Source organism: Arthrobacter sp. alpha11c (assembly GCF_054149985.1).
On sequence record NZ_CP196747.1, the window covers coordinates 4,353,586 to 4,377,424 of the forward strand.

Consider the following 23,839-nt stretch of genomic DNA (forward strand, 5'->3'; position numbering starts at 1 on the left):
CCTCCTTTTTCCTTAAGCCTTGGTCAGGATCGCGGTGGGAGCATCCGCCGCGGTTTCTGCCAACTCTTCGAACTCGTTCACGCCGTTGATCTCAACGCCCATGGAGATGTTGGTGATCTTTTCCAGGATCACTTCAACAACCACGGGAACCTTGAACTCGCCCATCAAAGCCTTGGCCTTGTCGAAAGCGGAAGGCAGGTCGTTCGGGTCCTCAACACGGATGGCCTTGCAGCCCAGGCCTTCGGCAACCTTGATGTGGTCCACGCCGTAGCCGTTGGTCTCTGGGGAGTTGATGTTCTCGAACGCCAGGGAAACGTTCTGTTCCATGTTGAAGCCGCGCTGCGACTGACGGATCAGGCCCAGGTAGCTGTTGTTCACCACAACGTGGATGTACGGCAGATTGAACTGTGCGCCCACAGCCAGTTCCTCGATCATGAACTGGAAGTCGTAGTCGCCGGACAGAGCAACAACGGTGGCCTCCGGGGTTCCACGAACAACGCCCAGAGCAGCGGGAGCGGTCCAGCCCAGCGGGCCAGCCTGGCCTGCGTTGATCCACTTGCGGGCACCGAACACATGCAGCATCTGTGCACCGGCGATCTGCGACAGGCCAATGGTGGACACGTAGGTGGTGTCGCGGCCGAAGGCCTTGTTCATCTCCTGGTACACGCGCTGCGGCTTGATGGGCACGTTGTCGAAGTTGGTCTTGCGGTGCAGGGAACCCTTGCGCTCCTGGCATTCGGCAACCCAACCCGAGTAGTCGGGCAGGGTCTTAGCTGCCTGGCGCTCGCGTGCCAGTTCCAGCAGACCGTCCAGCGCCGCACCGGCGTCGGACGCAATGCCCAAGTCCGGGGAGAAAACGCGACCGATCTGCGTCGGCTCAATGTCGATGTGCACGAACTTACGGCCGGCCGTGTAGGTGTCCAGGCCGCCGGTGTGGCGGTTTGCCCAGCGGTTGCCGATGCCGATGACGAAGTCGCTCTGCAAGAACGTCTCGTTGCCGTAGCGGTGAGAGGTCTGCAGGCCAACCATGCCGGCCATCAGCTGGTGGTCGTCCGGGATGGCGCCCCAGCCCATCAGCGTGGGGATCACGGGAACGTTAAGGATCTCGGCCAGCTCAACCAGCTGAGCTGAAGCGCCGGCGTTGATGATGCCGCCACCGGCAACGATCAGCGGGTGCTTGGCGGCGGTCAGCAGATCCAGTGCCTTCTCCAGCTGCTTGCGGGAAGCCTTGGGCTTCTCCACCGGCAGGGGCTCGTAGGTGTCGATGTCGAATTCGATCTCGGCCATCTGAACGTCGATGGGCAGGTCCAGCAGAACCGGGCCCGGGCGACCCGAGCGCATCAGCTGGAAAGCCTTCTGGAACGCGCCGGGAACCTGACCCGGTTCCAGGATGGTCATGGCGAACTTGGTCAACGGCTTGGCGATGGACTCGATGTCCACGGCCTGGAAGTCTTCCTTGTGCAGCTTGGCAACGGGTGCCTGACCGGTGATGCAGAGCATGGGGATCGAGTCGGCCTGGGCTGCGTACAGGCCAGTGATCATGTCCGTGCCTGCGGGGCCCGACGTGCCGATGCAGATGCCGATGTTGCCGTCAGCTGCGCGGCTGTAACCGTCGGCCATGTGGCTGGCGCCTTCAACGTGGCGGGCCAGCGTGTGGCGGATGCCGCCGTGGGCACGCATTGCGGAATAGAAGGGGTTGATCGCTGCGCCTGGCAGGCCGAAAGCCTCGGTGGCGCCTTCCTTTTCCAGGATGGCGACTGCCGCATCAACGGTGCGCATCTTAGCCATGGTGTACTCCTTGTTTTTTGCCCTTACGGGCGAAGTCTGTGGTGTTTTTGGGTGTGGTGAGGGAGCCGCCGTCGTTTATATACGACGGTGGGTTCCCGGCTTTGTGTTTCTTGTTGCTTCTTGGGCGGCTGAGGTTAACTGCGGCCGCTGAGCTGGAGAACCTGCTTGAAGAGGCCCGAGTGGTCGAGGCCGCCGTCGCCCTGGTTGACGGTTGCGGCGACGAGCTGGGCGACGACTGCGCCGAGCGGGACAGCGACGTTGGCTTCGCGGGCTGCGGAGGTGACGATGCCGAGGTCCTTGTGGTGGAGGGCCAGGCGGAAGCCGGGGTCGAAGTTGCGGTCGAGCATCTTCTGACCCTTCTGCTCGAGGACCTTGGAGCCGGCCAAGCCGCCGCCGAGGACCTTCAGTGCTGCGTCGGTGTCTACGCCGTAGGCCTCGAGGAAGGCGATGGCCTCGCCGAGGACCTGGATGTTGACGGCCACGATCAGCTGGTTGGCTGCCTTGACGGTCTGGCCGGAGCCGGACGGGCCGACGTGGACGATGGTCTTGCCCACTGCGTTGAGGACGTCCTGTGCTGCCTCGAAGTCTGCAGCTTCGCCGCCGACCATGATGGACAGGACGGCGTCGATGGCGCCCTGTTCGCCGCCGGATACGGGAGCGTCGAGGGGGCGGATGCCTGCTTCTTTGGCGTCTGCTGCAAGTCGGGCTGCGACGTCTGGGCGGATGCTGGATGCATCGATCCAGAGCGCGCCATTCTTCGCGTTGGCGAAGACGCCATCCTTGCCGCTGACAACACCCTCAACATCGGGGGAGTCCGGCACCATGGTGATGACGACGTCGGCGTCCTTGACTGCGTCCGCGATGCTCGTGGCACCCTGGCCGCCCTCGGAGACGAGCTTGTCGATCTTGTCCTGGCTGCGGTTGAAACCGGTGACCGTGTGGCCGGCCTTGACGAGGTTGATGGCCATGGGGAGGCCCATGATTCCGAGTCCGATGACTGCAACGTTGCTCATTGTGGTTCTCTTTCTGAAAGTCTGTTTTAGCTCAGGTGTGCTGGATGGCGAGTCAGCCGCTTTGGCGGGTGCCGCCGTCGTTCGCTAGTTGGCGTTGGCGCGCTGGCGGATGGCCCAGCTGAACGCCGATTCCTGCGGTTCCTTGTACTCGAGGCCGATGTAGCCGTCGTAGCCGAGTTCGCGGCTGCGGGCGATCCATTCGCCGAGGGGGAGGGTGCCGGTTCCGGGAGCGCCGCGGCCGGGGTTGTCGGCGATCTGGATGTGGCCGAAGTCCTTGGCGTGGTTCTCGATGACGGATTCGACGTCGTCGCCGTTGACTGCCAGGTGGTAGAAGTCGGCGAGGAGCTTGATGTTCTGTGCGCCGGATTCTGCCTTGACGCGGGCGATGACCTTGAGTGCGTCTTCAGCGGTGAGGAGCGGGTACTTGGGTGCGCCGCTGACCGGTTCGAGTAGGACAGTTCCGCCGATACGCGCGACGCCGGCTGCTGCGGTTGCGAGGTTTTCGGCACCGATGGCGTCCTGCTTCTCGGGGGATTCGCCCTCGATGCGGTTGCCGTAGAGGGCGTTGAAGGCCTTGCAGCCGAGGCGCTCACCGATGCCGGCTACGACGTCGATGTTGTCCTTGAACTCGGAGCAACGTCCCTTCCAGGAAACCAGGCCGCGGTCGCCGCCGGGCATGTTGCCGGCGTTGAAGTTCAGACCCGTGAGCTGAACGCCGGCCTCCTTGATGGCGTTCTCGAACTCGGTTGTCTCTTTGTCGGTGGGAACCGACGTGGCGAAGGGCCACCAGAACTCGACGGCGTCAAAACCGGCTGCCTTCGCGGCGGCGGGGCGCTCGAGCAAGGGCAGCTCCGTCAGGAGGATGGAGCAGTTCACTGTGTACGTCATCGTAGGTCCTTCCGAGGAGGGGCTTTGATCTATCTGCCGGGGTGCTTGGCTGCTGCCTTGGTGCTTGGCCTCAGTTTCCGCTTTGTGGAATTTAGATTCTGCTTTATGAAAAGTTTAGGGAAGGTGGGGGTGGGAGTCAAGGGGGTGGGTGGGGAGGCGGGGTTCGGAGATACCAAGGAGTGGCTATCTTGGCTGTGAGCCACATTGGGCCCGACTCTTCGTTCCAGTCGTGCAAAGTAACTCTGCTGGCTTGGGCCAACGATCTGGGAAGGGCAAGCGCTGACTTCGCTTACTTCCTGTGTGACTTGGTGGTCCGTAGGATTGCCATCGTGTCAGATACAACTTCAGCCGTCCCGCCACGTCCGCTGAGCGTCGGAGACATCGTCGTTGGACCGACCGATCTCCTCGGGGAGTGGGTGGCGGCCCAAATCACGAGTATCGATCCTGGTTGGAAAAAGGCTGGTGTCCTTGACCTAGATTGGTCAGGTCCGGAGCCATCATCAACGGATGACTTGGGAGTCATTGAGCCGCTCGTACTGACACACAATTCGTGGAATGGCCGATTGTCCTACGTCAATTGCGACTGGGTGCTGCCTCGAAGCTTTCGCGTCCTTGGCAGTCTGCCGCTGATTCACGACCAACCGTCGAATAGCTACACCAGCAGTTGGAGAGTTGGTTATCAGCTGGCCCGGCAACGCGCTTGGGACAGGGGTGAGCTTGATTGGAACGAACCCGGGGAACTTGATATGACCCCCGCGGACCTGGAGCATGCCCTCGCCGACGGAGCACCCGTTCAAAATGATGTGCGCAGCCTAAAGGCAACCGGGTTGTCCGAAGTGGACTATCTTCGTATAGCGTCCACCTTTCCCAACCTGAAGAGACTGACTCTCGGGGGCAACCTCGGACAGGTCACAAACGCTGGCATGCTTAACAGGCTCGGCGGGCTCCAGGACCTCTTCATCTCCGACCTGTTCGGCATGACGAAGGCCGACTGCTTGCTTCCTACCGAAGTTCCCAACCTCGAGTACCTCTACCTAGTCAACGTCCCTCATGAGTACGCCTCTGCGATGCGGAGTCGGTGGCGGTCTGAGGCGGCTAACGGCACAAGCGTCAGCATCACCAAGGCACGCAAGCCCGAATGGGTGCAAGAGAATCTTGAGAACCCGCTTCGCGACTGGGACGGACGCGAGCATATTAGTTCTGGTCGATTCAAGAAAGCTGTGGCGCAATTCAAGAAAACACGAAGCGAGGTTCTCGCAGCGCTCTCGGCCGAGTCTGACGAGTCCACCTTGGGAAGATTGGAGGACGTTGGGCGTGATTACGCTAGCGCCTTCAACCGCTTCGACGGACGGTCCCCATTCATTGAGACCGAGGAGCGCGAGGAATTGTTCGCTGCGCTCGACAAGGTCATGGCTGAGTCTGAATTGGAGTTGGGTCGTTCCCTCGCGGCCGAGCGGCTGGCCCTTTTGTCGGGAGTAGAGGACGCGCGGGACTGGTGAGCCTTAGCTTGCCCTGGGCATCGGCCTACGACGCACTTGGCCAAGAAGCTCGAACCGCCAGCCCTGATCAAGGTCCGTCGCGCTGGTTCATCTGCTGAGGTGCCCCGGCTTCTACACGCCAAATGTGTTGTTGTCGGCTTGCAACGGTCACGGCTGTGAGCAGCGGAGGCCTCTGAAGGCCGAGATCTGAAAAGAGGCAGGTCTGTGGAGGTTGTTATTCGTAAAGCGAATTCTGAATTACACTGATATCGTGTCAGATGGATTGCGCCCCGATGAGTGGTCGAAACTGCTTTTCAACAACATCCACATGCTTCGTGTGGCCTCGGCTATAGGAAGCGGGAAGGACGACACGGATTGCAGCACGCTTCAGCGAGAACTATCACTTGGTCAGACAGCTATTTTTCGCGTGATCCGGACCCTAGAGAGAGTTAATCTCTTGGAACGTACGGAACGCAGCTCGCAGACCCAACCCATAAGGTTTCGGCGGGTCAAGCATCCTTTCTGGGATGCGGCGCTTGAACTGTATTCGTCAGCGGAAGGATCGTGATGTCTCTACTATTTGAAGCGATAGACCTGTCCCTAGCTGGGGCAGCTAGGTCGGGAACCAGTATTTTCCGTCATAGTGGGACGTTCAACGGATGCCCCTTGACCGTTACCTACCTAGTTGACGAGCTTGAACACAAGACACGTACGGCGAAGGGGTTGGGCGCAGTCACCGACGAGAGGACGCTAGCCGCATTGTTGGCTCTTCCCGGCGATGATCTCGCCCCGGTCCCACCACGCTTTTTGAAGGCCTTGTCGCACGACCGGGCATCCTCCCTGGCTGTGCTGATTCGTGATCCCGACGGTTCGGCCTGGGCCCAGCGAAAGCTAGGTGTCCCTGTTGAATTGGTGGAGATCGAGGCGCGGGCGAAGGACTGGAAGCGAGGCTCTGACCTGGCCCATCGCTGGGTGGGTTACGCACCGCGCACAGTGCGTGTGGCATGCCCCGTCCCGAATGATCCAACGCTCCTGCTAACCGAGGCGGCTCACTACGGGCTAGGGGTCATTGCTGGAGAAGACGCTACGCGTCTTCTTGAACCTTCTGTTTATCGGCCCAGGCGATGGACGGCTGCGCGGTGGCGTCTCGCCGAGCTTGTTTACGAACAGTTCCTTACTTCTGATACTGCCCTCGATTAAGTGACGGGCTCTGCCCATACCGAAAGATCTTTGGGAATCGGTATAGGAGCCCCGATATGGCTTTCGAGTTGTGGATAGGCGTCAATTGCGCCCCCAACCAATTTCTCCCAGGCTTCTCTCATTTTTTCGAGGGGGAGGTTGCCGAGCGCCGAGAACAACCGCCCTATCTCCAAGACATTGTGGTGGTGACCGATAGCCCGGTCCTGTTCTTCACCGTACAGGCGGTCTATAACGCCGCCACGGCAGACCATGCAATAGCAACGCATGGCGGGCGCCTCAGCGAACCAATGCCGTCGCATATGGGTGGAGCGTGTGAACCTCAAAATGTCGCCGATCAGCATGTGCGGGGACATGTCCTCGGGATCCGCCGAAGAACCCCGCTTGCCAACCGGGTTGAGCCGCCTGGCTGCCGGATAGGCCCCAATGGCTGATGCGATCGCACCGCCCGTGAGTGCGTCGAGTCCGAACAAATCGACCCGATAGGCGAGCACCGTTCCGGTCGTCTCGTGGATCAGTCGGCGATAGGCACGCATCCTCTTCACGCTCCCCAGTGGGTTGGTTTGGTCAACAAAGGTCAGCGCTACAGGGTGCCGACTGCGATCAATGGCCTTGATAACCTGCTTCGTAGCTGATTCGTCACTCAGCCAGTTAGCCGCCAAGGGCAGCGCGAGAAGGGTATCTTCCCTGTCGAGCTCGTTCGCCGCGAAGAGGGCGGCTTTTAGGGATGCAGAGTCGCCGGAAGCAATCTGACCGGTCGGTGTGATTGCGAGATCACTTCCCATCGACCTCTGCTCATCGAGCGCACCAGCGAGATCTCCTCGATGAAATAGATTGTCCGGAGGCAGGAGGAACGGCTGCTCCGGAACTGCGACGTGATGAGTCATCGACATGGGCTCCGCGATCATTGGAATCGTCGGGTGATACCTGCGCAGAGCATTCATTCTCTTTGCAGCGAACTGTCCTGTAAGGAATACGCCACCCCCCGCGTTGTCAATGTATGGAAGGGTGTGGAGAACATTGTCACCACACACATGGAATTGTCGGCGAGAGAGGAGGCGTTTGGCTTGCCCACTTTCTACTGCGCGGTCGATGGTCGTTGCGGCGGAACTTGCGATCCGAGGATTGTTGATGACCGAGAACTGATTCATGCGGACTTCTCCAGAAAGACGGACGAGAATTCGTCAATTGACATATGAGTGCGTTCTGCGAGTTTTTCAAGGGACTCGCCCTTGGCAAGTTCTGCCTGGATGGTATTTGATACGAGCCATGGTTGCTCCGGTGGAAGCGGATCTGGTTCCCTACGGTGCATGCCCGAAGTGCTCAGAACGATGTTCCAGTGACGATAGGCATTTTCGTCGAGGATGTCGCAATCGCGAGCTCGACGAATTAATGCGGAAAGCGAAATACCCCAGCGGCGCTTGAGGGGTAAGAGGTCCTCTAAATGTGGCGGATTTGGCCACTCTTGGCGAAGTCGTACCGCGGGCAGGAGGAACTCGGCGGCAAACGTGTCAGCTTCGCGCTCCTGCTGTTCAGTGGCTTCGCCGTCATGCAAGACCGCGTGACCGAGTTCGTGCGCCATCGTAAACCTCAGACGCTCGGCGCCAGCATGTTCTCCGAGGAGGATAAGGGGAGCAGTTTCCTCGGGCCATGCTGCAATCGCGTCTACCTGGAGTGAGTCCAGAGGCCATCGCAGGAGTCTGACACCTGCCCCCTCGAGCAGGCCCGCAAGATCAGAGATAGGTTCAGTCCCGGCGCCCAGTTCAGACCGTACTTGGTGTGCAATCTCCTGAGGTGTAACGAACCCATCATCTAAGTCATGCCGATTCAGGATTGTGGGCGGAGCGGCCATAAGTCGATCGATGCGCTGCCTCGTCAGCGCTAGGTCCGCGCCGATGCGCCGAACTGCACTCTTGGGGGTACCGCGGCGTTTGCGGTGAAAAATCCTGTCCGGTTGCAGAGCTGTTGAAGCTTCAGTAAAGGCAATGACAGGGACCTTCAGTGCGACTGCGATTCGTTCCCATCGTTCCTCGTCGAGGTCCATCACTCCGGACTCAACTTTGGACAACGTCGCTTGCGCCAACCCTGTGGCAAGGGCAAGTTCGGTTTGTGTGAGACCTCGGGAAAGCCGAAGAGTCTCAAGTAGGGCCGATGCTGGGGGCAATGACTGGGTCATGCATTCAGAATACCCGCATGCACGGAATATTCCAAGCAGGAGGCCCGCCCGCTGCTATTCGGTGATATGACGAGCAAGATGCGCTCTTGGAAGCTTTGGCGAGGATTACGCGTCGCGTCCTCCGTGCCTACTGCTTCACCAGCAGGTTTCGACTCGTCCCTAAGCCTGACTCTCCGGAATGTGCCTATGTTTATGGACAGGGGCGGGCCTACCCCGAGGCATTCATCACGTCGCCCAGGGGCGCTATTGCGAGTCATCCCACACCGTAGTGTTCGCCTACATTGATGAATGGTGACGGGGCCTAGGCCGCACTTGCTAGTAAGCTTTCCAAAGGTCTGGAAGGAAGCGTTCGACTCCTCGTATTCTCGTGTGCAGCGGGGGCGGTCTACAAGACCAGGTGTCAATGACGCATCAAGATGGCCTGATAGCTGATATATGGTCGTATCAGATGAGCAGGGGGCGGAACGATGATTACTGACAGGCTAAAAAATGAAGGCAACGAAGCTGACTTCGAGATAGTGATCGGCATTGTTGCGCCTATAGGAACTGACCTCGATGGGCTTTTCCCCCATCTGCAACGCGAACTCAGGCAGTTCGACTACACGAGCACCATGGTTCGCATGAGCACACTCCTGACAAGAGAAGCAACCCCAGGAGACTCTACTCCTGCCTACGATGGATCCTGTTATGCGGAAAGCCTGATGAATGCCGGCGACCGGCTGCGAGAGCATTACAACAGCGGTGATGCGCTCGCCGCTTTGGCTGTTGCCAAAATAGCGTCTTTGCGGAAACAGGCTTCTTTCAAGGACGATCACAGCTCGCGCCACGCATGGATTCTTCGGACACTTAAACATGAAGCCGAAGTTGAACTTCTCCGACATGTCTATGGTGGCCGCTTTGTGCTAATTGGGGCCCAACAAAATGAACAGTCGCGGGCGGACAAGCTACGAAGCGACCTGCACGATGAACTGCCTTGGGCCAATAATATCGAAGCCCTTGCATCGGGCCTCATAGCCCGGGACCAGAACGACGGTGAGAATCGGCTTGGCCAGCATGTTAGGGAGACGTTCTCACTGGCCGACTATTTCCTTAATTTAGACGGAAACGTTGAGCGAGAAATTGAACGGCTCATTGGACTGCTTTTCGGTAAGGCTTTCCTCACGCCTACCCGCGATGAGCAGGCAATCTTCCATGCATATGCAACGGCCTTCCGGTCTGCTGATGCAGGACGTCAGGTAGGGGCGGCGATCGCTACGCCTGAGGGTGACATTCTAGTTACCGGAACCAATGAAGTTCCTAAGGCTGGTGGGGGAAACTATTGGGTGGAAGATCCCAATGATCGTCGTGATTTTATTGTAGGACACGACTTTAATAAGCGCATGAGCATTCGTGCCATTAAGGAATTTGTGGCATTCCTCGCCTCCAACAAGCTACTCTCAGAAGACCTCCTCAGCGGGAGTTTAGATGAGCAGTACAAGGCAATAACGGAAGCGGATAGCGCCGGCCTAAAGCGGCTTCGCCTTACGTCGCTCATCGAGTTCGGCCGCGTAGCACATGCAGAGATGTCTGCCATCACGCAAGCAGCGCGGTCCACTGTCTCAATCCAAGGTGCGACCCTGTATTCGACGACTTTTCCCTGCCACATGTGTATGCGGCTCATTATTGCCAGCGGTATTGTTCGCGTTGTTTACATAGACCCGTACCCCAAATCGATGGCGATGGAGATGTACCGCGATTCTCTCGTGCAGTCTGGCGTCATGGAGGTCACGCCTTTCTGGGGAGCTTCCTGGTCTGCTTTCCCGCACTTATTCAAGTCGATTAATCGGGATAAGCAGCATGATGGGTCATTTGATTTCGGTCGGGGGAATCAGGTTCGCATGAGACTGGCGGGACACGATCCGTTGGCTGGGGCAGCAAAGCGTGAAAGGGACGTACACTTGAGCATCCGTTCCTCAATGGACTCTTCAATATCCGAGCCAAGTTCTAGGGAGTAGCAGATGTCAGTGATCGCTAATGGTGAATGGCAACTAGTAGACCGCCTTGCCGAACTTGACTGGCTTCAAGAAGTCGTCCAGGCCGCCTCCCTTGAAGTAAGCCAATCTCCGTGCTGGGAACAGCGGGATGTCATCGAACCCCAGCGCTCCCGCGACGACTCCTGACTGGGCTGCCGAATTTCCTGGGGCACACCGCTTCGCAACGTGAAGTTTTCTTATCGGCCACTTGGCCAAGGCCAGATCGGCCATGAGTGCCAGGTGGTCGACAGCTGAGACTCGGCCTGCCCATGCGGCGCTCCGGACGGGAGCAGTGAGCAGTCCCTTGTCGTCGCCAGAGAGTGAATTGCCCGCCGCGACTTTTTCCGGCGCAGCAATTCGCGGTTCCCACGCACGTGCTGCTGCGAATCACCTCAGAAGTCTCGGGTGCCATAGTTGTTCGTTCTCGTCCATGACATCGAACCTACGCTGGCGACCCGCGCACTGCTGGGAGGCCTGAACGCCCATTTTGTCAGCGGCAGTCGATAGTCTTTCTCGCAAGCGAAACGCAATCGAGGTGGGGGATGACGATGACTGAACACGTCGACGTGAACAAAGCCATAGACGGAATAGGCAAGGTACTTCGAACTGCGTCGACGCAGCTAATCGAGCAGGTTGGAAGCGTCAAGGGAGCTGCAAAAGTCACAGTCGACAAAATGGCGGTTAAGGCGCCGGACGCTTACGAGGAGACCATAGCGGAGTACAATGCTGCGTTCGCTGCAATGAGCGACAAGGGGCTTTCACTCCTGCGCCAGCGCGAACGGTCAGCGGACCTGATCGAGTTCGTTGAGCTGCTGGTGAACAGCATCACCAACACCCCGAAGTCGTTCGAGACCACGTTCGGTGAGATCGGCGACTACAAGGCAGAATTCCTGGACGCGGAAGAGTTCGCCCGGAAGGACCTGGAAGCTGCGCAGCAGTCTGCTGCCAGCGCCGGCGCCGGGTTTGCCGCGGGAGCAGCTGTCGCCAGCGTGGCGCCGACGGCTGCAATGTGGGTCGCCACCACTTTCGGCACTGCCTCAACTGGTACCGCAATCTCCGCGCTCTCCGGAGCTGCAGCGAGCAACGCCGCTCTTGCATGGCTTGGAGGCGGCGCGCTGGCTGCCGGAGGCGGGGGTACCGCGGCAGGCGGCGCAATACTGGCGCTGGCCGGCCCCGTCGGATGGACCGTCGCAGGAGCCACCCTCCTAGCGTCAATCGCACTGTTCGCAAAGAAAAAGTTCGACAATCTGGCGGCAAAGCAGGAGGCGCTTGCTGTTGTGAAGCGGAACTCCGCGTCGGTAAAGCGCGCTGATGCAAAGATCGACGACCTCCTTCAGAAGACAACGATGCTTCGCTTAGAGCTGGCGAAATGCTACGGCGAAGCAGTGCCGTATTTTGGCGCTGACTTCCGGGCGCTCTCCGATTCCCAGCAGCAGAGACTCGGCGTCCTCGTGAACAACACGAAGTCGTGTGCAGCGCTGCTTTCTAGGCGCATCGACCAGGATGCACCTGATGAATGACATACCAAAGTTGGTAAGGAGTAACCAGGAACAGGCGGTAGCTTCATGGGTGAACTACCTCAATCAACTCCGCGTTGACGAGTTACTGAGCTCATTCGGCCGGCAAGACGAAAACCTCCTGAACGCACTCAATAGCATCGACGAAGCTATTAGAAAGATTGACCTTGAGGTGGTCACCGCCAATCGCGGCGGACAGCACGGCATGCACGGTTTCATCGCGGAAATCGCGGAGGTGGGAATCTCCAACGCCCGGCAACAGATCCTCGGCCAGGTGCCGGTTTACCAATGGGTAAACGACAACGGACCCGTGGACCTCATTCGCAACGGAGTAGAGATCCAGCAAAAGTTCGTCGCAGCAGGTGGCCGCTTTTCTCTGGGAGCAATTGCTGAGCACCTCCGGAAGTATCCCGACTTCGTTCGGAACGGCGGGAAGTACCAGATCCCCGCTGACCACTTCGAGGTGATCAAGCAGCTGTACTCCATGCCGACTGAAGAAGCGGGAAAGCTCCTGTCGCGCAGCAACGACGGACCCTCCTTACGGGACTGGCAACGAATTGACGCGTTCTTCCAAGAAGGATCGATCGGAATCGAAGCGCTCGAACCGTCGACCCTCCAGTACCACGAGGTACAGAGGGGCGTTTACGGGTCGACCATGGCGGCCGAGGAAACTTCTCTCCTTTTCACCGACCAGTCACTTCGGGATAACGCATCTCAAGAGAGCCTGCCAAAGCTGCAACAAGGAACGAGAGCCACGCTTGCAGCTGCCGTTGTTGAGGGCGGTACAGCTTTCGTGCTTGCCCTGGTCGCCAAGCGTAGGGAGGGCAAGCGTTTCAAAGAGTTCAGCGAGCAAGACTGGTTCGACATTGCAGGAGAATCCGGCTTCAGCTTCGTCAAAGGCGGAGTGCGAGGTCTCAGCATCTACACACTGACGAATTTCACCGCCACGTCATCTGCTGTCGCAAGCTCAATTGTCACCGCCGCCTTCGGTATCGCCGACCAAGCGAACAGGCTCCGCTCTGGAGAGATCGACCAGCTAAAGTTCATCGAGAACTCCGAGATAGTCGCCCTGGAAGCCGCGGTAAGTGCACTGTCCTCTTTTGCTGGCCAGGCGCTCATCCCAGTTCCAGTACTCGGCGCGGTTATCGGCAATACGGTCGGCACATTAATGTACAAGGCGGCAGAATCGTCCCTTTCGAAGCGGGAGACCGAGCTGATCGAACGCTATCTCAGCGAGCAGCGCATGCGCGACGGTCAGCTCACCAGCGAGTACCAAGAGCTCATAGACAAACTGGACCAAGGGATGTCTGACTATCTCGGCTTGCTCGAACGAGCCTTCTCACCGGACATGGAGGTCGCGCTCATTGGATCGGTCGAACTTGCACGAGGGCTAGATGTGCCTGCAGACGAAATTTTAGACTCCAACGAAAAGATCAACGCGTATTTTCTCGACTAGTTCTTACGCTCAGAACTCGACACGGACCTGATTCGCTTTCGGCGACCGCGCCAGCGGTCGAACTGCCACTGTCCGTCAGGCCTGGTCGGTTTCCATACTCCGGCTAAGCTGATGAGCGCCGGTGGGTATGGCAAAAGTATGGCGGCAGGCGCCATCCGCGGAAGGACAAACGAATGGCTCGGCCGACAGTTCAGGACGTCGCCAAAACGGCGGGTGTGTCTGTGGGGACGGTGTCGCGCGTTTTGAACGGGAGCTCGGCCGTTAGTGAGTCGGCCAAGGAGAAGGTCAGCGCCGCAATCAAGGAGCTGAGCTATCGCCCTCTCGCCTCGGCAAGGGATCTCCGAAGAGACCGGACCATGCGTGTCCTCGCCTTGGCCAAGAACCTGGATTCCCTCGTGATCAGCGAAGTCTTTCGCGGTGTCGGTGACGCTGCCGCGGACTCCGGCTACGTCAGCCTCATCGCAGCCACCGACGGAGACCTCGACCGGGAACAGCAACTCGTGGACATGCTCCGCAACGGATCCGTGGATGGCCTGGTGATCTTCTCGCCAACCATGCCGGACGAAGACGTCAACACTGTTGCCGAGCAATTGAGCGTCGTCCAGGTCTGTGAAATCGTCGACGCCGAGTCAGCGTTCGGGGTATCCATCGATGACCGCCAAGCCGCCTACGACATCACCAAACACCTGATCGATACGGGTGCCAAGAAGCTGGCCATGATCGCCCACAGAGGAGCCCGCTCAGGCCGGCTGCGTGAGGAAGGCTTCCGCCAAGCTCTCACGGAAGCGGGCTTGGAGCAGGATCAGACTCTGCTCGGCGAAGGAAACTTCGGGTTCCATGCCGGCCGAAATCTCACGAAGAAGCTGTTGGAGACCAAAGACCTTCCGGATGCGATCTTCTGCGGCACCGACGTAGTCGCGGCAGGCTGCGTTCGTGAGCTCACCGATGCCGGACTCAGGGTACCCGACGACATCGCCGTGGCAGGTTTCGATGACTCAGCCCAGGCAGAAATGTGCGTCCCGGAGCTCACCACCGTAAGGCAGCCGGCATATGAAATGGGCCGCGTCGCCTTTGCTGAACTTCTGGAACGAATGACCATCGAGGGCTCTCATCGCAAGGGAAGAACCTTCCTCCCGCACGAACTCGTCATCCGCGACTCCACCAAATAAAGAGGGTTGACAGCCCTTAGTGGTCCCTGTCACACTACTTTGGAATCGATTCCACGGCCGCAAGGCCGATTCTTTTGAGCACATTTGGAATCGATTCCACAGATCAAGAGAACCACCGGCAAAGAAGCCAACCTCAGGACGCGGGACAGCCAAATCGCGCTCTGAACCCGACCGCCCACAGACACCAAAGGAGCCACTTGTGGACTTGAACCGACCTGCTTCCCCGCTCCAGAGTCAGAACCAAGCAACGCCCCGCAATCGAAAAGCCCTGGCACCAGCCGCCATCGCAGCAGCAGCCCTTCTCCTTACCGCGTGCGGCGGGGGAGCCGCACCTCAAGGTGCCGAGCAAGCGGCAGCTGCCGATCCGGCGTCGGGCGCTAATGCCAGCGGTGCCGTGAACATCTGCGGCGTCAAGGACGCGAGCGGTATCTACAAGGGCACGGCGGAGGCATTTACCAAGGCGAACGGGAAGGTCACGGCCAAGTACACGGAGATCGGCGCCACCACAGATGAGGCCCGCACGCAGATCGTGCAGCGGCTCGAAGGCAAGTCCACCGAATGCGACATCTTCATCACGGACGTCATCTGGACCTCCGAGTTCGCCTCTCAGGGCTGGCTGCTGGACCAGACCAAGCTGGTGGAAGCCAACAAGGATAGGCTCATTCCCTCCACTGTGGAAACCACCAAGTATGAGGACAAGTACTGGGGCTCGCCGTTCTTCACCAACGCCGGCTTGATCTACTACCAGAAGGACAAGGTAGCCAAGCCCGAGACCTGGCAGCAGCTCTACGCGGAAGCCGCCAAGGCTCCCGGCAACGGCTTCGTCTACCAGGGCAAGCAGTACGAGGGCCTCACGGTGAACTTCCTCGAAATGCTCTACAGCGCAGGCGGCGAAGTCCTCGATGACCAAGGCAACGTCAAGATCGACTCCCCAGAGACCCGCGAAGTCCTCGAGTTCATGAGTAAGGGCCTCAAAGACGGCTCAGCGGACCGCGCCGTCCTCACCTACAACGAAGACCCGGCCCGCCTCGCCTACGAGTCCGGCGACTTCGGATACCAGCGCAACTGGCCACACGTGTATCGGCTGCTCAACGCGACACCTCTGGCTTCCAGCTTCGCGGTCGCGCCGCTGCCGGCATGGGAAGGCGGCAAGGCCTCTGGCGTCCTGGGCGGCTGGAACCTGGCGATATCGGCCCAATCCACCAACCAGGCCGGGGCTGTCGCGTTCATCGACTTCGCCACCACCCCGGACTGGCAGAAGCACGTGGCCATGGACTACTCACAGGCCCCGGTGAACGAGGCTGCCTACTCGGACCCGGCCGTGCTGCAGAAGATGCCGTTCGCTACGGAACTCCTCGCCTCCGTGAAGGGTGCCAAGCCGCGCCCGATCTCCCCGGTGTACCCGCAGATCAGCCAGGCGATCTACAAGAACGTCTACGCAGTCCTCTCCGGCACCGCCTCCACCGAGGAAGCTGTGCAGAAGATGGCCGAAGAAATCACCACCGCCAAGGCGAGCTTCTAGATATGGCCACCAGAACAATCTCGCCAAGCCGCGTCAGCGGCCGCGACCGGGCGGAGCGGAAGCTCGCGTTCCGCATGACCGCGCCGTCGCTGATCATCATGGCGCTGGTTGCGGCGGTCCCCATCGGCTACGCGATCTGGCTCTCGCTGAACCAGTACAGCGTCCGCACCGCCGGCCTGTCCCGCTTTGTCGGCCTGGAAAACTACATCAACGCCCTCGCAAGCCAAGAGTGGTGGGCTGCGTTCGGCCAGACATTCCTCTTCGCTGGCCTGTCGGTCAGCCTGGAGCTCATCCTCGGTACGGCCATGGCGTTGCTGCTCAACCTCGCGTTCAGGGGCCGCGCAGTCCTGCGCACCGTGGTTCTGCTGCCGTACGCGATCATCACCGTGGTCAGCGCCATCACCTGGCAGACCATGTTCCAGCCCAACATGGGCCTGGTCACCAACGTCCTCTCCACGCTGGGACTGCCGGGCGGCGAGGTCGTCTGGCTCGGTGAGCACGGCTACGCGATGGCCGTGATCGTCATGGCCGACGTCTGGAAGACCACTCCCTTCGCCGCGCTGATCATCCTGGCCGGCCTGCAGGTCATCTCCGCCGAAACGTACGAGGCCGCCGAACTCGACGGCGCCAGCAAATGGCAGACCTTGGTCAACATCACCCTGCCTCTCCTGCGGCCGGCAATCGTCCTCGCCGCGATCTTCCGCACCATGGACGCCCTCCGCGTCTTCGACCTGCCGTTCGTCCTCACCCGCGGCGCCAACGGCACCGAATCCATGTCCATGCTGGCCTACACGCAATTGCGCGAAAACCGGCTGGTGGGCGAAGGCTCGGCGCTGTCCATCCTGACCTTCCTCACCGTCATGGTGGTCTCCGTTATCTACGTCCGCTTCGCCGGCGGCAACATCCGCGACGTCGCGAAGGAGGAACAATGAGCACGCTGACTGCAGAACGCCCGACGGCGGAACTCGCCACTCGCGCCAAGGCGCCGAAGCGTCGTCGGTTGCGTGGGGAAGCGAAGCTGCATCCGATGGTTTGGGTGTTCGTGGTGGCCGTGATGGGCTTCTCGCTCATCCCGTTCTACTGGCTGGTGAACACCTCCCTTAAGAAGGGTGCAAGCCTGTCCCAAGGTGAGCTCTTCCCGAGCCAGCCGACACTCGAGAACTATCTGGTCGTATTCCAGAACCCCGAGTTCCTCCTGGCCTTGCGCAACTCGGTGATTATCGCCGTCGTCACTACAACGGTGGCGCTGGTCTTCGCGTCCTTTGCCGCCTATGCGCTGGCACGGCTGAAGATGCGCCGCAAGGCGATGATCCTGACGCTGATCCTCTCGGTCACCACGTTCCCGGCCATCGCCATCGCGGCTCCGATGTTCTCCATCTGGCGCGAAATCGGGCTGTACGACACCCTCCTTGGCCTCATCATCCCGAAGCTGACGTTCGCGTTGCCGCTGGCGATCTACACACTGACGTCGTTCTTCAAGGAGATCCCGCGTGAGCTTGAGGAATCCGCGTACATGGACGGCGCCACACCGTTTGTCGCCTTCCGGAAAGTCATCCTTCCCCTGGCCGTCCCCGGCCTCGCGACGACGGCGATCCTGGTGTTCATCTCGGTCTGGAACGAATTTCTCTTGGCTGTCACGCTGACCACCTCGCCGGAATCCCGTCCCGTCCCCGTGGCGATTGCGTTCTTCAGCGGCACGAGCGAGTTCGACCAACCCCTCGGCACCATCAGCGCGGCGTCGGTGATCATCACCGTCCCGCTCGTCATCCTGGTGCTTCTGTGCCAGAAGCGCATCGTGTCCGGAATGACGGCCGGTGCCGTCAAAGGCTAGCCCTTTCAACCCGAACCTAGAAACCCCAGAAAGAACAGGAACAACGTGAGCATTCAGCAGCAGGTCCCGTCCGCAACCCTCAAGGTGGGAGTTGTGGGCATCGGTTGGGCCGGCCAGCAGCACCTCAAGGCGTACAGCAACATCGACGGCGTCGAAATTGTGGCCGTCGCGGGTATGGAAGAAGACCTTCTTGCCCAGCTGAAGGAGGAGTACAGCATTCCTCACGTGTTCGCCCGCTGGGAGGACATGATCGAGCTTGAGGCCCTCGACGCCGTCAGCATCGCCGTGCCCACCTTCCTGCACGCGCCCATCGCGATTGCTTCGCTTGGGCGGGGACTGCATGTGCTGAGCGAGAAGCCGATCGCACGCAACGCCGTCGAAGGCCAAGCGATGGTGGACGCCGCCCGGAAGGCGGGACGCGTCCTGGACGTTGCGTTCAACCACCGCCGCCGCGGCGATATCCAGGCGCTCAAGGAAGTGATCGACGCCGGCACGCTGGGACGTCCGTACTACGCCAAAGCGTCGTGGCTCCGTCGCCAGGGGATTCCGATGCTGGGCAGCTGGTTTACCAATCCTGAGCTCGCTGGCGGTGGTCCGCTGGCTGACATCGGCGTCCACGTCTTGGACTACTCCCTTCATCTGCTGGGGGAACCGAAGGTCGTGTCGGTCTCGGCATCGACCCACTCGGAACTAGGGCCGCGCGGCCTTGGCGGCAACGCCCGCTATACGGCGTCGAACTCCAGTCATAAGTTTGAAGTGGAAGACTTCGCATCGGCGTTCATCCGGCTGGAAGGCGGCGGTACTTTGATCCTGGAGGCGGGATGGGCAACCTACCGCGACGAGAGGGACCTGATGGACTTCACCGTTTACGGGACCGACGGCGGTGCGGACTTGCGCTCGGTCGGCGCCTCCGAGAACCCGGTTGCGGACGTCCACGTCTTCACTGAGAAGGACGGCGAGAATGCCGACTTCGAAGTGGTGGCTGAACCCGGGCGAGCCCACCAGGCCGTCGTCGACGATTTCATTGCCGCCGTTCGCGGTGGCGAAACCGTCTGGGGAAGCCATGACGGCTCACTTGCCCTGAGCCGTGCCCTGATACTCGATGCTTGCTACAAATCCGCCCTCGAACAACGTGAAGTGGTGCTCTGAAATGTCTGATTCTAAACTCAAGATCGTTGTCTGGAACGAAGCGGTTCACGAGGCACGAAACGAGCCTGCAACCATCGGGGAGATGTACCCGAAAGGAATCCACGGCGCCATCGCCGCCGGCCTCCGTGGTTTCTACCCGGACTCCGAAATCTCAACGGCCACCCTGGCTGATCCGGAGCACGGTCTCTCCGAGGAAGTCCTTGAACAGACCGATGTGTTGCTGTGGTGGGGGCACATTGCGCACCAGGAAGTCAGCGATGAGGTAGTTGAGCGCGTGCAGCGGCATGTGCTCGGTGGCTTGGGCTTGGTGGTTCTACACTCCGGGCACTTCGCCAAGATCTTCACTCGGCTGTTGGGGACCACCTGCTCACTGAAGTGGCGCAACGAGGGCGAACGCGAGCTCGTGTGGACGGTCAAGCCTTCGCACCCGATCGCAGCTGGCATTGAAAGCCCGATCGTGATCCCGCAGCAGGAAATGTACGGCGAACTGTTCGACATCCCCGAACCCGATGACCTGATCTTCATCAGCTCCTTTGAAGGCGGCGAGGTGTTCCGCTCCGGCGTGACGTTCTCCCGGGGCAAGGGCCGGATTTTCTATTTCAGCCCAGGCGACCAGGAATACCCGGTGTACCACCAGCCGCAGATCCAGAAGGTCATCGCCAACGGGGTTGGCTGGGTAGCTCAGCCGGGTCGCTTCCGTGAGGCACCGGAGGTCTCGAGCCCTGCGCGGGGATGGTTCGAAAAAGACTAGGCCCTATCGCGCACCCCCATCCAATCCACCGCAACGTCCAGGAGCACCATGACCACCCCCGCACACCCGTCCGGCACCCCTTCATCCAGTCCGCTGGGCGTCGCCGCCATCGGCTACGCCTTTATGGGGAAGGCCCATTCGAATGCGTGGCGGAACGTGGCCAGCTTCTTCGACGTCCCGGCCTTCGAGCAGAAAGTCCTCGTTGGCCGGGACACCGATGCCGTCGCGGAAGCCGCAGCAAAGTACGGCTGGGCCGAGTCCGCCACGGATTGGCGTGCCGTGATCGAACGGGATGACGTCCACATCGTCGATATCTGCGCGCCGGGTTGGATGCACGCTGAAATTGCCATCGCCGCGCTTGAGGCCGGCAAGCACGTGCTCGTGGAGAAGCCGTTAGCCAACACGTTGGCGGAGGCCGAGTTAATGGCGGAAGCGGCTGCTTCGGCGCAGACCCGCGGTGTGCAGTCGATGATCGGGTTCAATTACCGGCGCGTCCCGGCTCTTGCACTGGCACGCGAGTTGATCGCGGAAGGCCGCCTGGGCACCATCCGCCACATTAGGGCTGCTTATTTACAGGACTGGCTCTCGGATGCCGAGGCTCCCATGAGTTGGCGGCTCCGGAAGGAAACCGCTGGCTCCGGGGCCTTGGGCGATATCGCCTCCCACGCTATCGACCAAATCCAGTTCCTGACTGGGCAAACCGTGCTTGAGGCCTCGGGTGTGTTGCGAACCTTCGTGACACAGCGCCCAGGTCCGAAAGGGTTGGAGGACGTCACGGTGGATGATGCCGCGTGGGCAACCTTCTGGCTCACCGGAGACATGGGCGCCTCGGTCGAAGCGTCCAGGGTTGCAACTGGCCAGAAGAACAGCCTCCAGATCGAGGTCTACGGCACAGCAGGTGCACTCACGTTCAACCTGGAAGACCTTAATGAGCTGAACTTCCTTGATGCTACGGTCCCTGTGCGGGAGCAGGGCTTCCGCCGCATTCTGGTCAACGAGCCCGAACACCCGTACCTTGAAGCGTGGTGGCCACAGGGCCACATCATCGGCTGGGAGCACACGTTCACGCACCAGATTCGGGACTTCCTGTTGGCCGTCAGCGCGGGCGAGCCGCCGTCGCCGTCGTTCGCTGACGGGCTCCAAATCCAACGGGTGCTGACCGCCGTCGAAGAGTCCGCCCGAAACAGGAGCACGGTGACGGCGGTTTCAGGGCGCTCTTGGGCCTCGACGGATGCGTCATCGGGACGGCCCTTGGGCACGATTATTTCGTGCTAGAGTTTTTTCATCACGATCAGCCCGCTCGCCTCACGGCTCGGGCTGATTTTCTTTAACTGGGGGATTCGTGGCTGACTATACAAAGCAGTGGCTTTCGATAGAGGAGCAAGTCCAGAAGCTCGCTTCGCGGGGTGTTGCGATTCCTGCTGATGGGAGCGGAGTCCAGCTTCTTCGCTCCATCGGCTACTACCGCCTGTCCGGATACCTCTACCCCTTCCGGAATTCTGAGTTCTACTTTGATCAGACTGGTCGCAGGCGATTCCGCGTTCTCAACAACTATCGTGACGGCACCTCGCTCGCGGGCGCTGCGGCAATCATCGACTTTGATCGTCGACTGCGGATGTTGATTCTTGACGGAATCGAGAGGATTGAGGTGTCTCTCCGCATGCAAATTGGCTATACATTGGGTTGCCGTTCTGCATTTGCTCATCTTGAGTCGGCCACTTTCGTCAGTGCCTTTACGACTCCGCCAGTCGACGAGTGCACAGGGCAGGCCGGCCCTAGCAAGCACGCGCTTTGGATCGCTCGCATGCGAGAACGCCAGAACGCTTCTGACGAGGCGTTCGTCGCCCATTTTCGTGACAACTACGACGGTCGCATGCCGATTTGGGCCGTCACCGAAATTATGGAGTTGGGGCACCTCAGCCGCTTGTATGGGGGCTTCGTGAGTTCGATAGCTACCGAGATTGCCTCGGCGTATGGTGCCCCTTCTAAACGCGTTATGAGCAGCTGGATTGCGACTCTGAATTATGTCAGGAATGTGGCCGCTCACCATGCGCGTATCTTCAATCGAAAGCTGGTAACGGCCCCAAAACGACCCGGTAAAGGGCAAGTTCCGCTTCTTGATCACCTTCTGGATGAGAAATCCTCGAAGCAAGTATTTGGGCTGTACAACGCCCTGGCTGTAATGGCGTACTTGCTCAGAGTCGTCGATGCGGACGGGGATTGGGCCGAACGCCTTGTGGATCTGGTGGGAACCTTTCCCCAAGTGGGTGGCCTGACTGAAGAATCAATGGGCATGCCCAGAGGATGGGCCGCCTTGGAACTCTGGCAGGCTTGATCGCCCTAGCCACAACGAGGACGTCCGCCAAGCCAACGGATCACCAAGCAGTGGACGCCACACAATCCCCTGGGGCAGTGGTGTCCACGGCTAGCCGTCGTACCGCTCTTTCCGGTTACTCCAGACGTATCGGTCAAGGACAAGGGCCACGATCGTCACACTCAGTCCGATCCAGAAGCCAGCTACCGCTCCATACAGTGGCCAGAAGACAGCGAACGGAACGAAACCTGCAAGGAAAACGATGAGAGTGCGAAGCATACGCGGGGTCACTTTCATGGAAGGACGCTACCACGGCGCTTCAACCGTGATGGGGCATGTGTGCGCTAAGTAAGAACAGCGTTGCTCCGAATAGAGACAAAATCTTCATTCTCAGTTCCATCCTGCTTGGAAGTAGGTTCGTCTAGATGATTCGCGACTACGCGTCACGAATTGGCTGCTCCGAAGGCCGATCCGTGCCCACAGAAGACGGACTGTAAAACCGGCCATACTTAGCCAAGACCAAATACATGACGACGGCGGTGACCCCACCCAGGAGGGGCCCGGCCCAGATTGCTATGGACGTTCCGTGAATGAGGATCGCCGCAGCCGTGAATGCGGAGGCGAGAAGGCTAATCGCTGGCGCGTCTGAGGCTGGCTCCCGATGGACCTTGCGGCCGATCTGACCATAGTGGAGTCCCTGCAAGACGATGAACAGAATGAATACGCCCAGAACAACCAAGGGCCATGGCCAATCAGCCACGGTCGCAACAGTAAGGGCCAGCCCATAAGAGACGGCTAGCCCCACCCAGTAGCTCCGGATCCGCATGGCTGAGTTCGCGTTCATCGTAGGTTCCCCCAAAGATTCTTCGATACGCGTGTGAAGGGCAAAGGCAAGAATATCAAATCGATAGCTAAATTGCCTATGCCTGCTGTAGCCCATCCAGTAGGGTCCTTGGATGGGGAAAACAAGATGGTCCGTCGGGCTCACACTAACTGCGGTGTCAGCTCTCGCCGTGGCGGGCTGCGGGGCGCCAGCAACAGTCCGAAGTGAGTCGACCTCTCCCCCTCCCACAGCAGCCTGCCCCAGCGCCGGCACTGAGCCCATGCCGGACGGGAACTGCGCGTTCTACGACGGTGACGCAGCGATGGCCGCGAACGAGACCTATCGCCAGCGAAAATCCTTATCCCCGGAGGTGAAGATGCTGCTGGAGGGATACATCGAGCCGGCGCGCGCGGCCCTTACGTCACTGGGGATGAAAGCGAATCCACCAAAGGTAAGTCAAGCCCTGGAATCCGTAGGCCTGAACAAGAACGAGATTCAAACAGACGACACGGGCAGCGGCGTCAGATTCGGAGCCGCAGCGCCAAGCGGTGGTTGCGTCTATGGATACGTTTCGCTCGACGGCGCGGTGGACATCGCCCCAGGTGGAAGCATCATGGACGGCGGTTGCCTCGACATGATCGGGCAATGATTCCCACCACCTAGACCACCTTTCCCCACCACCTAGATAGCGCCACGCAGCACCTATCTTTGGGGCTTTCCACCACCTAGTTTCAATTTCCTCCACCATGGCACCC

Annotated in this window: 22 protein-coding genes; 15 read left to right on the top strand and 7 right to left on the bottom strand. The window is 59.9% G+C overall.

Translation table 11 applies throughout. The features are described 5' to 3' along the window. Positions 1 to 12 precede the first annotated feature (12 nt). The 3 genes from gcl to ACTAQJ_RS20285 all read right to left on the bottom strand — a co-directional run bounded on the left by gcl (position 13) and on the right by ACTAQJ_RS20285 (position 3,689). On the bottom strand, positions 13 to 1,788 hold the full coding sequence (gcl, locus tag ACTAQJ_RS20275) for a glyoxylate carboligase (protein ID WP_498698873.1): 1,776 nt from the start codon (positions 1,786 to 1,788) through the stop codon (positions 13 to 15). A gap of 134 nt (positions 1,789 to 1,922) precedes the next feature. Further along, the gene (locus ACTAQJ_RS20280; protein WP_498698876.1) at positions 1,923 to 2,801 is read right to left on the bottom strand and encodes a 2-hydroxy-3-oxopropionate reductase; all 879 of its coding nucleotides are present in this window, start codon (positions 2,799 to 2,801) and stop codon (positions 1,923 to 1,925) included. 84 nt (positions 2,802 to 2,885) lie between these two features. After that, the gene (locus ACTAQJ_RS20285) at positions 2,886 to 3,689 is read right to left on the bottom strand and encodes a hydroxypyruvate isomerase family protein (protein WP_498698878.1); all 804 of its coding nucleotides are present in this window, start codon (positions 3,687 to 3,689) and stop codon (positions 2,886 to 2,888) included. Positions 3,690 to 4,018: 329 nt separating this feature from the next. Between ACTAQJ_RS20285 and ACTAQJ_RS20290 the strand changes: the two genes are divergently transcribed. Both ACTAQJ_RS20290 and ACTAQJ_RS20295 read left to right on the top strand, forming a co-directional pair. Beyond that, positions 4,019 to 5,188, top strand: a complete 1,170-nt coding sequence (locus ACTAQJ_RS20290; protein WP_498698880.1) for a hypothetical protein — start codon at positions 4,019 to 4,021, stop codon at positions 5,186 to 5,188. A gap of 645 nt (positions 5,189 to 5,833) precedes the next feature. Next, positions 5,834 to 6,367, top strand: a complete 534-nt coding sequence (locus ACTAQJ_RS20295) for a hypothetical protein (protein ID WP_498698882.1) — start codon at positions 5,834 to 5,836, stop codon at positions 6,365 to 6,367. Here ACTAQJ_RS20295 and ACTAQJ_RS20300 read toward each other — a convergent pair. Both ACTAQJ_RS20300 and ACTAQJ_RS20305 read right to left on the bottom strand, forming a co-directional pair. Further along, on the bottom strand, positions 6,364 to 7,515 hold the full coding sequence (locus tag ACTAQJ_RS20300; RefSeq protein ID WP_498698884.1) for a hypothetical protein: 1,152 nt from the start codon (positions 7,513 to 7,515) through the stop codon (positions 6,364 to 6,366). The two genes, ACTAQJ_RS20295 and ACTAQJ_RS20300, sit on opposite strands and share 4 nt — an antisense overlap. After that, positions 7,512 to 8,540, bottom strand: coding sequence for a helix-turn-helix domain-containing protein (locus tag ACTAQJ_RS20305; RefSeq protein WP_498698886.1), 1,029 nt, complete (start codon positions 8,538 to 8,540; stop codon positions 7,512 to 7,514). Before ACTAQJ_RS20305 ends, ACTAQJ_RS20300 begins: the two co-directional genes overlap by 4 nt. A gap of 467 nt (positions 8,541 to 9,007) precedes the next feature. On the opposite strand from ACTAQJ_RS20305, the gene ACTAQJ_RS20310 reads away from it, so the two are divergent. The 12 genes from ACTAQJ_RS20310 to ACTAQJ_RS20365 all read left to right on the top strand — a co-directional run bounded on the left by ACTAQJ_RS20310 (position 9,008) and on the right by ACTAQJ_RS20365 (position 22,282). After that, on the top strand, positions 9,008 to 10,534 hold the full coding sequence (locus tag ACTAQJ_RS20310) for a deaminase (RefSeq protein WP_498698888.1): 1,527 nt from the start codon (positions 9,008 to 9,010) through the stop codon (positions 10,532 to 10,534). A 3-nt stretch (positions 10,535 to 10,537) separates the two neighbouring features. After that, the gene (locus ACTAQJ_RS20315; RefSeq protein WP_498698892.1) at positions 10,538 to 10,699 is read left to right on the top strand and encodes a hypothetical protein; all 162 of its coding nucleotides are present in this window, start codon (positions 10,538 to 10,540) and stop codon (positions 10,697 to 10,699) included. 401 nt (positions 10,700 to 11,100) lie between these two features. Continuing rightward, positions 11,101 to 12,072, top strand: a complete 972-nt coding sequence (locus ACTAQJ_RS20320; RefSeq protein ID WP_498698893.1) for a hypothetical protein — start codon at positions 11,101 to 11,103, stop codon at positions 12,070 to 12,072. Beyond that, positions 12,065 to 13,525: a hypothetical protein gene (locus ACTAQJ_RS20325; RefSeq protein WP_498698896.1), complete on the top strand. Its 1,461-nt coding sequence runs from the start codon at positions 12,065 to 12,067 to the stop codon at positions 13,523 to 13,525. Before ACTAQJ_RS20320 ends, ACTAQJ_RS20325 begins: the two co-directional genes overlap by 8 nt. Positions 13,526 to 13,698: 173 nt before the next feature. Beyond that, positions 13,699 to 14,694 carry a LacI family DNA-binding transcriptional regulator gene (locus tag ACTAQJ_RS20330; protein ID WP_498698899.1) on the top strand — a complete coding sequence of 332 codons (996 nt, stop codon included), beginning with the start codon at positions 13,699 to 13,701 and terminating at the stop codon, positions 14,692 to 14,694. A 199-nt stretch (positions 14,695 to 14,893) separates the two neighbouring features. Beyond that, positions 14,894 to 16,216, top strand: coding sequence for an ABC transporter substrate-binding protein (locus ACTAQJ_RS20335; RefSeq protein ID WP_498698901.1), 1,323 nt, complete (start codon positions 14,894 to 14,896; stop codon positions 16,214 to 16,216). A 2-nt stretch (positions 16,217 to 16,218) separates the two neighbouring features. Next, complete coding sequence (locus ACTAQJ_RS20340) at positions 16,219 to 17,148, top strand: carbohydrate ABC transporter permease (protein WP_498698904.1); 930 nt, start codon at positions 16,219 to 16,221, stop codon at positions 17,146 to 17,148. After that, on the top strand, positions 17,145 to 18,047 hold the full coding sequence (locus tag ACTAQJ_RS20345; protein WP_498698906.1) for a carbohydrate ABC transporter permease: 903 nt from the start codon (positions 17,145 to 17,147) through the stop codon (positions 18,045 to 18,047). Before ACTAQJ_RS20340 ends, ACTAQJ_RS20345 begins: the two co-directional genes overlap by 4 nt. Before the next feature lie 45 nt (positions 18,048 to 18,092). Continuing rightward, the gene (locus ACTAQJ_RS20350) at positions 18,093 to 19,196 is read left to right on the top strand and encodes a Gfo/Idh/MocA family protein (protein WP_498698907.1); all 1,104 of its coding nucleotides are present in this window, start codon (positions 18,093 to 18,095) and stop codon (positions 19,194 to 19,196) included. 1 nt (position 19,197) lies between these two features. Next, positions 19,198 to 19,947 (top strand): ThuA domain-containing protein, encoded by a 750-nt coding sequence (locus tag ACTAQJ_RS20355; RefSeq protein ID WP_498698909.1) that lies wholly within the window; start codon positions 19,198 to 19,200, stop codon positions 19,945 to 19,947. A 48-nt stretch (positions 19,948 to 19,995) separates the two neighbouring features. After that, a complete protein-coding gene (locus ACTAQJ_RS20360) occupies positions 19,996 to 21,222 on the top strand; it encodes a Gfo/Idh/MocA family protein (protein WP_498698910.1) in 1,227 nt (408 codons plus the stop codon). A gap of 67 nt (positions 21,223 to 21,289) precedes the next feature. Beyond that, a complete protein-coding gene (locus tag ACTAQJ_RS20365; RefSeq protein ID WP_431116711.1) occupies positions 21,290 to 22,282 on the top strand; it encodes an Abi family protein in 993 nt (330 codons plus the stop codon). A 90-nt stretch (positions 22,283 to 22,372) separates the two neighbouring features. Here the strand turns inward: ACTAQJ_RS20365 and ACTAQJ_RS20370 are convergent, their stop codons facing one another. Together ACTAQJ_RS20370 and ACTAQJ_RS20375 are read right to left on the bottom strand one after the other, a co-directional pair. Beyond that, positions 22,373 to 22,558: a hypothetical protein gene (locus tag ACTAQJ_RS20370; RefSeq protein WP_431116710.1), complete on the bottom strand. Its 186-nt coding sequence runs from the start codon at positions 22,556 to 22,558 to the stop codon at positions 22,373 to 22,375. 139 nt (positions 22,559 to 22,697) lie between these two features. After that, complete coding sequence (locus tag ACTAQJ_RS20375) at positions 22,698 to 23,105, bottom strand: hypothetical protein (protein WP_498698913.1); 408 nt, start codon at positions 23,103 to 23,105, stop codon at positions 22,698 to 22,700. 112 nt (positions 23,106 to 23,217) lie between these two features. Between ACTAQJ_RS20375 and ACTAQJ_RS20380 the strand changes: the two genes are divergently transcribed. Continuing rightward, a complete protein-coding gene (locus ACTAQJ_RS20380) occupies positions 23,218 to 23,733 on the top strand; it encodes a hypothetical protein (protein ID WP_498698915.1) in 516 nt (171 codons plus the stop codon). Positions 23,734 to 23,839 lie beyond the last annotated feature (106 nt).

Coding starts and splice junctions, on each gene's coding strand:
- ACTAQJ_RS20375 (WP_498698913.1), bottom strand. CDS start 23,105: ATGAACGCGAACTCAGCCATGCGGATCCGGAGCTACTGGGTGGGGCTA.
- ACTAQJ_RS20305 (WP_498698886.1), bottom strand. CDS start 8,540: ATGACCCAGTCATTGCCCCCAGCATCGGCCCTACTTGAGACTCTTCGG.
- ACTAQJ_RS20325 (WP_498698896.1), top strand. CDS start 12,065: ATGAATGACATACCAAAGTTGGTAAGGAGTAACCAGGAACAGGCGGTA.
- ACTAQJ_RS20370 (WP_431116710.1), bottom strand. CDS start 22,558: ATGAAAGTGACCCCGCGTATGCTTCGCACTCTCATCGTTTTCCTTGCA.
- ACTAQJ_RS20285 (WP_498698878.1), bottom strand. CDS start 3,689: ATGACGTACACAGTGAACTGCTCCATCCTCCTGACGGAGCTGCCCTTG.
- ACTAQJ_RS20310 (WP_498698888.1), top strand. CDS start 9,008: ATGATTACTGACAGGCTAAAAAATGAAGGCAACGAAGCTGACTTCGAG.
- ACTAQJ_RS20355 (WP_498698909.1), top strand. CDS start 19,198: ATGTCTGATTCTAAACTCAAGATCGTTGTCTGGAACGAAGCGGTTCAC.
- ACTAQJ_RS20330 (WP_498698899.1), top strand. CDS start 13,699: ATGGCTCGGCCGACAGTTCAGGACGTCGCCAAAACGGCGGGTGTGTCT.
- ACTAQJ_RS20340 (WP_498698904.1), top strand. CDS start 16,219: ATGGCCACCAGAACAATCTCGCCAAGCCGCGTCAGCGGCCGCGACCGG.
- ACTAQJ_RS20380 (WP_498698915.1), top strand. CDS start 23,218: ATGGGGAAAACAAGATGGTCCGTCGGGCTCACACTAACTGCGGTGTCA.
- ACTAQJ_RS20315 (WP_498698892.1), top strand. CDS start 10,538: ATGTCAGTGATCGCTAATGGTGAATGGCAACTAGTAGACCGCCTTGCC.
- ACTAQJ_RS20345 (WP_498698906.1), top strand. CDS start 17,145: ATGAGCACGCTGACTGCAGAACGCCCGACGGCGGAACTCGCCACTCGC.
- ACTAQJ_RS20320 (WP_498698893.1), top strand. CDS start 11,101: ATGACTGAACACGTCGACGTGAACAAAGCCATAGACGGAATAGGCAAG.
- ACTAQJ_RS20300 (WP_498698884.1), bottom strand. CDS start 7,515: ATGAATCAGTTCTCGGTCATCAACAATCCTCGGATCGCAAGTTCCGCC.
- ACTAQJ_RS20280 (WP_498698876.1), bottom strand. CDS start 2,801: ATGAGCAACGTTGCAGTCATCGGACTCGGAATCATGGGCCTCCCCATG.
- gcl (WP_498698873.1), bottom strand. CDS start 1,788: ATGGCTAAGATGCGCACCGTTGATGCGGCAGTCGCCATCCTGGAAAAG.
- ACTAQJ_RS20360 (WP_498698910.1), top strand. CDS start 19,996: ATGACCACCCCCGCACACCCGTCCGGCACCCCTTCATCCAGTCCGCTG.